The sequence below is a fragment of the Siphonobacter sp. genome, assembly GCF_048595215.1.
In the GTDB taxonomy this organism is placed as follows: domain Bacteria; phylum Bacteroidota; class Bacteroidia; order Cytophagales; family Spirosomataceae; genus Siphonobacter.
The window spans coordinates 1-7,678 of record NZ_JBMDWJ010000080.1 but is presented as its reverse complement, the minus strand read 5'-3'; the positions used below and the strand labels follow the sequence as shown (position 1 = coordinate 7,678).

The window sequence follows — 7,678 nt, the reverse complement described above, 5'->3', positions numbered from 1 at the left end:
GATATGCTGGCTTTATACGAACAAACCACGCTGGAATGTAGTCGCCTGATTACCCAGCGGTACAGTACTTCCTTTACCTTGGGTATCAAAACCTTGGATCCCAAACTCCACTGGGCCATCTATGCCATTTATGGGTTTGTACGCTATGCGGATGAAATTGTGGATACCTTTCACGATTTCAACAAAAAGGAATTACTACTGCGGTTTAAGCATGATACGTATCAAGCCATCGAAGAGGGGATTAGTCTCAATCCCGTGCTACATTCCTTTCAGAAGGTAGTCAACCAGTTTGGAATTGAACGACCCTTGATTGAAGCGTTTCTCCGATCCATGGAAATGGACCTCGACGAGACCAAATACAACGAAGCGGGCTACGAAACTTACATTTATGGCTCGGCTGAGGTTGTGGGTCTGATGTGCCTTCGAGTCTTCTGCGACGGCGACTGCCAGCAATACGATCAGTTGTGCGAACCGGCCCGCCGGCTGGGCTCGGCCTTTCAGAAAGTGAATTTTTTACGGGATATTAAGTCCGATTTTCACGATCGGGGGCGGGTTTATTTCCCCGGCGTTGATTTCAGCCGTTTCTCTGCCCAGGATAAAAAAAGCATTGAAGCGGATATTCAGGCCGATTTTGATGCGGCTTTGACGGGTATTCGCCAGTTGCCGCGTTCGGCCCGCATGGGCGTATACCTGGCTTATTGTTATTACCTACGCCTTTTCGCTAAGATTAAGGCTCTTCCCATTGCCCGTATTCAGGAAGAAAGAATTCGGGTACCCGATGTACAGAAGCTGCTCATGCTGGCTAAAATTTATCTCTCCTTCCGTACGATTTAACCGCTACCGGTTCTGTAGTCAAAGGATTGGCAAGATCATCCGGGAATGCGTGACGATTTTGCCAAAGCGATATAGGCCCTTTCTAAAAATTCTTATATTCGCATTTAGTATACTAAATATATAGATTTTATAGGTATTTGTAAAAATATAAATATATCTATAAAATACTGACTGTAATCGCAAAATGAATATTTGGTTAAATTTACAAATGCATACATTTTATAAGATGATTTATTGTTTTTGTAAATTTTTATATGCTAAGTGATCTATTTTAAGCAGATATTATTCTAATTTGTAATTCGCTTTTGAAAATACCTTTCTACTCAACCTTTCCATAAAGCTTATTGATAATTGGATTTAATTAATGCGTACTGATTTTTCACTTTGTAGTTAAGTAGAAGTAAATAAAAAAACCGATAGCCGGCCAGGGCTATCGGTTGATGAATACGGATTCGAAGGTAACGCCAATCACCCATCCCGAATCCGCTATTCGCGGTTTAATCCATCGTGTGCACCAAACCAATTTCAAAAGTATGAAAAAAAAGTACCTTACTCTTTTTCAAAGAGCTGGGCAAGGGCATTTTAAACGGAAATTAATGCTTCCGGCCCTGGTCATTACGCTAAGTGCTCCCCTGGCGGAAGCTACCTTACCCCAAAAAACGAATTACTCAGCAGCGTACGCCCCTGACGCGACGGTAGACCGGACGATTACCGGAACGGTAACGGATAAAGACAGCAAAGAAGGCTTACCCGGCGTATCCGTGCAGGTGAAAGGAACGAATATTGGAACGACCACGGATGCCCAGGGCAAATACCGCCTTACTATTCCCAATGAGCGGAGCATTGTCGTCTTTTCGTTCATTGGCTATACTACCACCGAACAGCCTATTACCACCCAAACGTCGGTAGATATTGAGCTGGCTACTAATTCCAAGGAACTCACGGAAGTGTTGGTCGTGGGTTATGGTACCCAAACGAAGAAAGAATTTACGGGTTCGGCGGCCAGTATTAATAGCGAAAAACTGAAGGAAATTCCCGTACAGAGCTTTGATCAGGCTTTGGCGGGCCGAGCGGCCGGGGTAAATATTTCGGTTGCCAATGGCGTCCTAAATAATGCTCCGGTGATCCGGGTGCGGGGAATCAACTCCATATCATTGAGTTCGTATCCCCTGATTGTTGTCGATGGAATCCCCTTGACGACGGGTAGCGTAGGCAACGGCAACGTACCCAACAACCCCTTAGGAGATATTAACCCCTCCGACATCGAGTCCATTGATGTACTTAAGGATGCGGCATCTACGGCTATTTACGGTTCGCGGGCAGCAGCGGGGGTGTTACTAGTCACGACGAAGCGGGGGAAAGAAGGAAGAATACGGGTTGGGTACGATGGCTGGGTAGGCGTAACGAGTCCGGTTCGTTTGCCCGAATTACTCAACGCCGAGGAATACATGATGATCAAAAATGAAGCGGTCAACAACAAAAAGACCATTGAGCGGTCTACGTCTCCGGCGGCTTTATTCTTTCCGAGCTACCGCTCCGATGGTTCATTGGTTAACACGAACTGGTATGATCACATTTTCCAGAATGGTGTATCGCACAACCATGCCATAAACGTAAGTGGCGGCAACAAGAGTACGAGTTATTTCTTCTCCACCAACTACTCCGATCAGAACGGTATTCTGCAAACCAATAACTTCAAACGAAAAGGAATTCGGTTGAATCTGGATCATCAGGCGACGAAATGGTTGAAGCTGCGAGGGAACATCAATTACTCCAATACCTTCAACAAATCGCCTAACTCCGGTTCGCTGGAAGGCAATGCCCAGTTGATTGTAGGAGCTGCCCGGATGGCTTATACGCTGGCTCCAAACGTACCGGCCTATAATGAAGATGGAACCCCCAGTCTGAATCTGGGTATTGCGGGTGGACCCATTGGTAATGGAAATAACCAGGTAGTCAGTGTGTACTACAACCCGACGGCTTTGTTCAAGCTGGCTAATTACACCTCGGAGAATGATCGGATTCTGGCCAATATCGGAGCTACGGTAACCTTGTTCAAGGGACTGGATTTTACGACGAACTACTCGATTGATCGTCTGCGAAACGAAAACATTAACTCCACGAGTGCTGAACCGGGCGGCGGATCTTCGACGAATGGTTCGGTTACCAATGTGACGGGCTTACGTAACAACTGGAATTTTACCAATACGCTTAACTACGACACCCGATTTGGTAAAAGCCACTTGACGGCTTTGCTCGGTTACGATGCTCAGGTGTTCAATACGAATGTCTGGGGCGTCAACGTAACGCAGGCTGCCGATCCGTATTTTGTCGATTATCAGGGTACGTGGGGGAATATTACGCCTTCGGGGAATAGTATAAATTCCCGGTCTTTCCTGTCCGTGTTTTCGCGGGTAACCTACGATTTCAGTGACCGCTATTTCTTTACCCTTAACTTCCGGAGAGACGGAAATTCGGCTTTGGGTACGGGTCGGAAATGGGGGAACTTTGGTGGAATCTCCGGCGGCTGGGCTTTGTCCGAGGAAGAATTTTACAAAGGCTCGGCCGTAAGTAAGGTTATTTCCAGTGCAAAACTGCGGGCCAGTTGGGGTCGGGTAGGAAACGGAAACCTGAACAATTCATACGCTTCACTGAACCTGTATTCCTCTTCGCTCTACGGAACGGTACCCACCTGGGCCTACAATCAGGCCGGAAACCAAAATCTGGGTTGGGAAACCTCAGAACAAACCAACTTCGGAGCAGACCTGGGCCTGTGGGATAATAAAGTACAGGTAGAGGTTACCTATTTTAATAACAACGTAAATGGTTTGATTCTCAGCGTTCCTCAGGCTCCATCCAAAGGGATTCCTGATAATGCCATTCTCTCGAACGTAGGCTCGCTCTACAACCGGGGGATTGAATTAGGTATCAACTCAACGGTAATCCGGAAGCAGGATTTTTCCTGGAACGTCAGCTTCAACTTTACGCACCTGTCCAATAAGGTAACCTCGTTGGCCACCGAAGGCGATCGAATTTTGAGTACGACGTCTACCTCCGCCAACATCTTCAACATTACGCAGGTAGGCTTACCCGTGGGTACGCTTTTCGGAGCGATTACGGATGGCATCAACCCGGCGAATGGACAGCGTATTTTCATAAACGCTAAAGGGGAACAGGTGCAGTATAGTGCAGCAATTTCACCCGAAGCAGGTACTAGCTGGACGTACTTGGACGGCAGCCGGGCACCGGCTATTTCGGCGGCCGATTACAAACCAATGGGTAATGCTTTACCTAAATGGTACGGAGGCTTTAACAATACGTTCCGGTATAAAAACTTTGATGTCAATCTGAATTTTACGTATTCGGGTGGAAACTACATTCTGAACGGAAATACGGGTACCTGGCTGGATCAGCGGATGTTTAATAATGCCAAGAAGGTACTCAACCGCTGGACTACCCCCGGTCAGATCACGGATGTACCCCGTCTGATCTACAACGATAACTTCGCGGCTGCCAACATTCCTAACATTTCGGCTTACGTTGAAAAAGGAGATTTTTTACGTCTGCAAAACGTGATGGTAGGTTACAAACTCCCATCGTCCCTGTTTGGTCAATCGGGCATTAGCTCGCTTCGCGTATACGCTCAGGCTTCGAATGTCTTTTTGCTGACGAAGTATACGGGCGTCGAACCGGAGTCCTCCGTAAACGGCAACACGAATACTTCGCCGGGTATCGAATACAATTCATTGGGTAATGGCCGCACGATTACCCTTGGTGTGAATCTGGCTTTTTAAGTGCTGACCGCTCAGGGTAGATCATTCAAATCGACATTAATCATGAAAAATAAAGTTTTATCCAAAGTAACCTGCCTGCTGGCGGGGGGGCTCTTACTGACCGTAGCTTCCTGCAGCGAATCACAATACCTGAATACGGTTCCGCCTACGCAACTGATTTCAGAAGAAGCTTTCGCAACGCCAAGCCGGATTCTGGGTCTGGTAAACGGTACCTACAAGGCGTTGAAAAATGCCAACTACTACGGCGGGCGTTTTCAGTTTTATCTGGATGTTCGGGGAGAAGATTTCATCAATACTACCGCCAATAGCTTCACGGGGTATGAAAGCTGGAGCAATACCTACACGTCCAGTTCCAATGACATTAACACCCTCTGGTCAGCGGCGTATACCACCATTAATCAGGCGAATATATTGATTAGTGGACTGCCGCAAAATCCGGGAATCGTTTCGGATGAACTGGCAGCTCAGTACCTGGGGGAGGCTAAATTTCTGCGGGCCTTATCTTACTACAGTTTGGTCTCCATTTTTGCCCAGCCGTACGTAAAAAACCAAGGGGCATCGCCGGGTTTACCCCTGCGTTTGCAGGCTGAAACCACCATGGCTAATAACGACTTAGCCCGGAGTTCCGTAGCTCAGGTGTATACGCAGATTTTAAAAGATCTGGACGAAGCGGAAGCTAGCTTGCCTACAACGTATGCCACGGAGGAACTACGAGTGACCCGGGCTCATAAGAATACGGCGATTGCCTTGAAAACGCGGGTGTATCTGAATATGGGTAATTACGCAAAGGTGGTAGAGGAAGCCCGGAAGATTGTTCCCCAAACCGCTGCTCCGTTTTCGGCTACTACGGGTGTTCAGCACGCCTTGCAAAGCAACATCGTCTCTACGTTAACGACGACGTTCACGACCCCGGAATCGATCCTTTCCATGCCTTTTAGTTCGCTGGATATGTACAGTGGACAGTCGTCCATTGGGTATATCTACAATGGAAATGCCGAGTATTATCTAAACCCTACGGGTATTCTGGGTTCTTCACAGTGGTCGAGTACGGACGCCCGCCGAGGGTTCTTACGGACGTTGACTTCGAACAATCGAAACTATCTTTCCAAGTTCGGACGCAATGCTCCCTACCTGATTTACATGCCCTTGATTCGGTACGCGGAAGTACTGCTCAACTACGCGGAAGCGGCCGCAGAAACGGGGGATTTGACGCTCGCGACGAATCTTTTGAAAGCAGTACACGCCCGGTCGGATGCTTCGTATACCTTTCCGGCGGTTACCACCAAAGAAGCACTCGTCAATACCATCCTCATTGAACGACGGATCGAATTACTCGGCGAAGGCTTCCGGTCGAATGACTTGTTGCGTCGTCTGCAAACCATTCCGGCTAAAACGGGCCCCACGGTGAGTGCGGCGGCCGTTGCTCCGACCTCAGAAAACTACATTTGGCCCATTTCGAATAATGAGCTGGTGACCAATAAGTTAATCAATCAGTAAATTGGATTAATGTCCAATCCTAGTAGATGAATCGAGCCTAGGGCTCTTTCTTAATCCGAGCCGGTGATTAAGAAAGAGCCCTAGGCTCGACGTATTTCCTACAGGCTGGATGGAAAACCTTCCCAGCACTCCACCAACAAAAAAACTCCGACAGTCGACCTGCCGGAGTTTTAAAAGCTATCCTATAAAACGCTTACTCAGCCGTGGCGTACTCTTCCAGCGGCGGGCAGGCACAAATCAGGTTACGGTCGCCGTAGGCTGAATCGATGCGGCTAACGGTTGGCCAGAATTTGCTGGCTTTCACGTAGGGCAGCGGGAATACGGCTTTCTCCCGTGTGTAGGGACGATTCCAGGAATCCACCAACACGACAGATTGCGTATGCGGAGCCATTTTCAGGACGTTCACGGATTTATCCGCTTCGCCTGCTTCTACTTCAGCAATTTCGTTACGGATGGCAATCATCGCGTCGCAGAAACGATCCAGTTCCGCTTTCGATTCGGATTCCGTCGGCTCCACCATCAGCGTACCCGCTACCGGGAACGAAAGCGTGGGAGCGTGGAAACCGTAATCCATCAGACGTTTAGCAATGTCTTCGGCTTCAATACCGGCCGACTGCTTGAACGGACGGCAGTCCAGAATCATTTCGTGTGCACAACGTCCCTGGGAACCTACGTACAAGACGGGGAAGTGCGGCTCCAGACGAGCTTTGATATAGTTTGCATTCAGAATGGCCGTCTGCGTAGCGTGCGTCAGACCGTCACCACCCATCATGGCAATGTACGCGTAGGAGATCGTCAGAATGCTGGCTGAACCATACGGAGCTGCGGATACGGCAGAAATGGCCTGATCGCCACCGACACCCGATACCACCGCGTGACCGGGCAGGAACGGAGCTAGGTGAGCAGCTACGCCGATGGGCCCCATACCGGGACCACCACCACCGTGAGGGATACAGAACGTTTTGTGCAGGTTCAAATGGCAAACGTCCGCTCCAATCGTACCGGGAGAGGTCAGACCTACCTGAGCGTTCATGTTCGCACCATCCATGTACACCTGTCCACCGTGCTGGTGAATCAGCTGACAAATTTCAATGATTGACTCTTCAAATACACCGTGCGTGGAAGGATACGTCACCATCAGACAGGACAGGTTTTCGCTGTACTGCTCGGCTTTCGCTTTCAGGTCGGCCAGATCAATGTTTCCGTTTTCGTCGGTTTTCGTCACGACTACCTTCATACCCGCCATCACTGCCGAAGCCGGGTTTGTACCGTGGGCCGAAGCAGGAATCAAGGCAATATTGCGGTGCGTATTACCCCGAGCTTCGTGGTAGGCCCGGATCACCATCAAACCAGCGTATTCACCCTGTGCACCGGAGTTGGGTTGTAGCGACATAGCCGCAAAACCCGTAATCTCGCACAACCAGTCATTCAGATTTTTAAATAAGGTCTGATAACCGGCCGCTTGGTCTTTAGGAGCAAATGGGTGCAGTTTTCCAAAATCATGCCAGGTTACGGGAATCATCTCCGTGGTTGCGGTGAGTTTAATGGTACAC

At 48.8% G+C, this 7,678-nt stretch carries 4 protein-coding genes; 3 read left to right on the top strand and 1 reads right to left on the bottom strand.

What is annotated here, in order from left to right; genetic code table 11:
* Positions 1-3: 3 nt before the first annotated feature.
* The 3 genes from ACOJTG_RS04670 (at position 4) to ACOJTG_RS04660 (ending at position 6,125) form a co-directional block, all read left to right on the top strand.
* Positions 4-834, top strand: coding sequence for a phytoene/squalene synthase family protein (locus ACOJTG_RS04670; protein ID WP_104715846.1), 831 nt, complete (start codon positions 4-6; stop codon positions 832-834).
* A gap of 533 nt (positions 835-1,367) precedes the next feature.
* Positions 1,368-4,628 carry a SusC/RagA family TonB-linked outer membrane protein gene (locus tag ACOJTG_RS04665; protein ID WP_420152750.1) on the top strand — a complete coding sequence of 1,087 codons (3,261 nt, stop codon included), beginning with the start codon at positions 1,368-1,370 and terminating at the stop codon, positions 4,626-4,628.
* 42 nt (positions 4,629-4,670) lie between these two features.
* The gene (locus tag ACOJTG_RS04660) at positions 4,671-6,125 is read left to right on the top strand and encodes a RagB/SusD family nutrient uptake outer membrane protein (protein WP_420152749.1); all 1,455 of its coding nucleotides are present in this window, start codon (positions 4,671-4,673) and stop codon (positions 6,123-6,125) included.
* A gap of 193 nt (positions 6,126-6,318) precedes the next feature.
* Here ACOJTG_RS04660 and ACOJTG_RS04655 read toward each other — a convergent pair.
* Positions 6,319-7,678: aminotransferase class V-fold PLP-dependent enzyme (locus ACOJTG_RS04655; RefSeq protein WP_420152748.1), on the bottom strand; the 1,360-nt coding region annotated here is incomplete at its 5' end.

Bases quoted from the DNA above. Each gene is read 5' to 3' on its own strand.
- ACOJTG_RS04670 (WP_104715846.1), top strand. From the start codon at position 4: ATGCTGGCTTTATACGAACAAACCACGCTGGAATGTAGTCGCCTGATT.
- ACOJTG_RS04665 (WP_420152750.1), top strand. From the start codon at position 1,368: ATGAAAAAAAAGTACCTTACTCTTTTTCAAAGAGCTGGGCAAGGGCAT.
- ACOJTG_RS04660 (WP_420152749.1), top strand. From the start codon at position 4,671: ATGAAAAATAAAGTTTTATCCAAAGTAACCTGCCTGCTGGCGGGGGGG.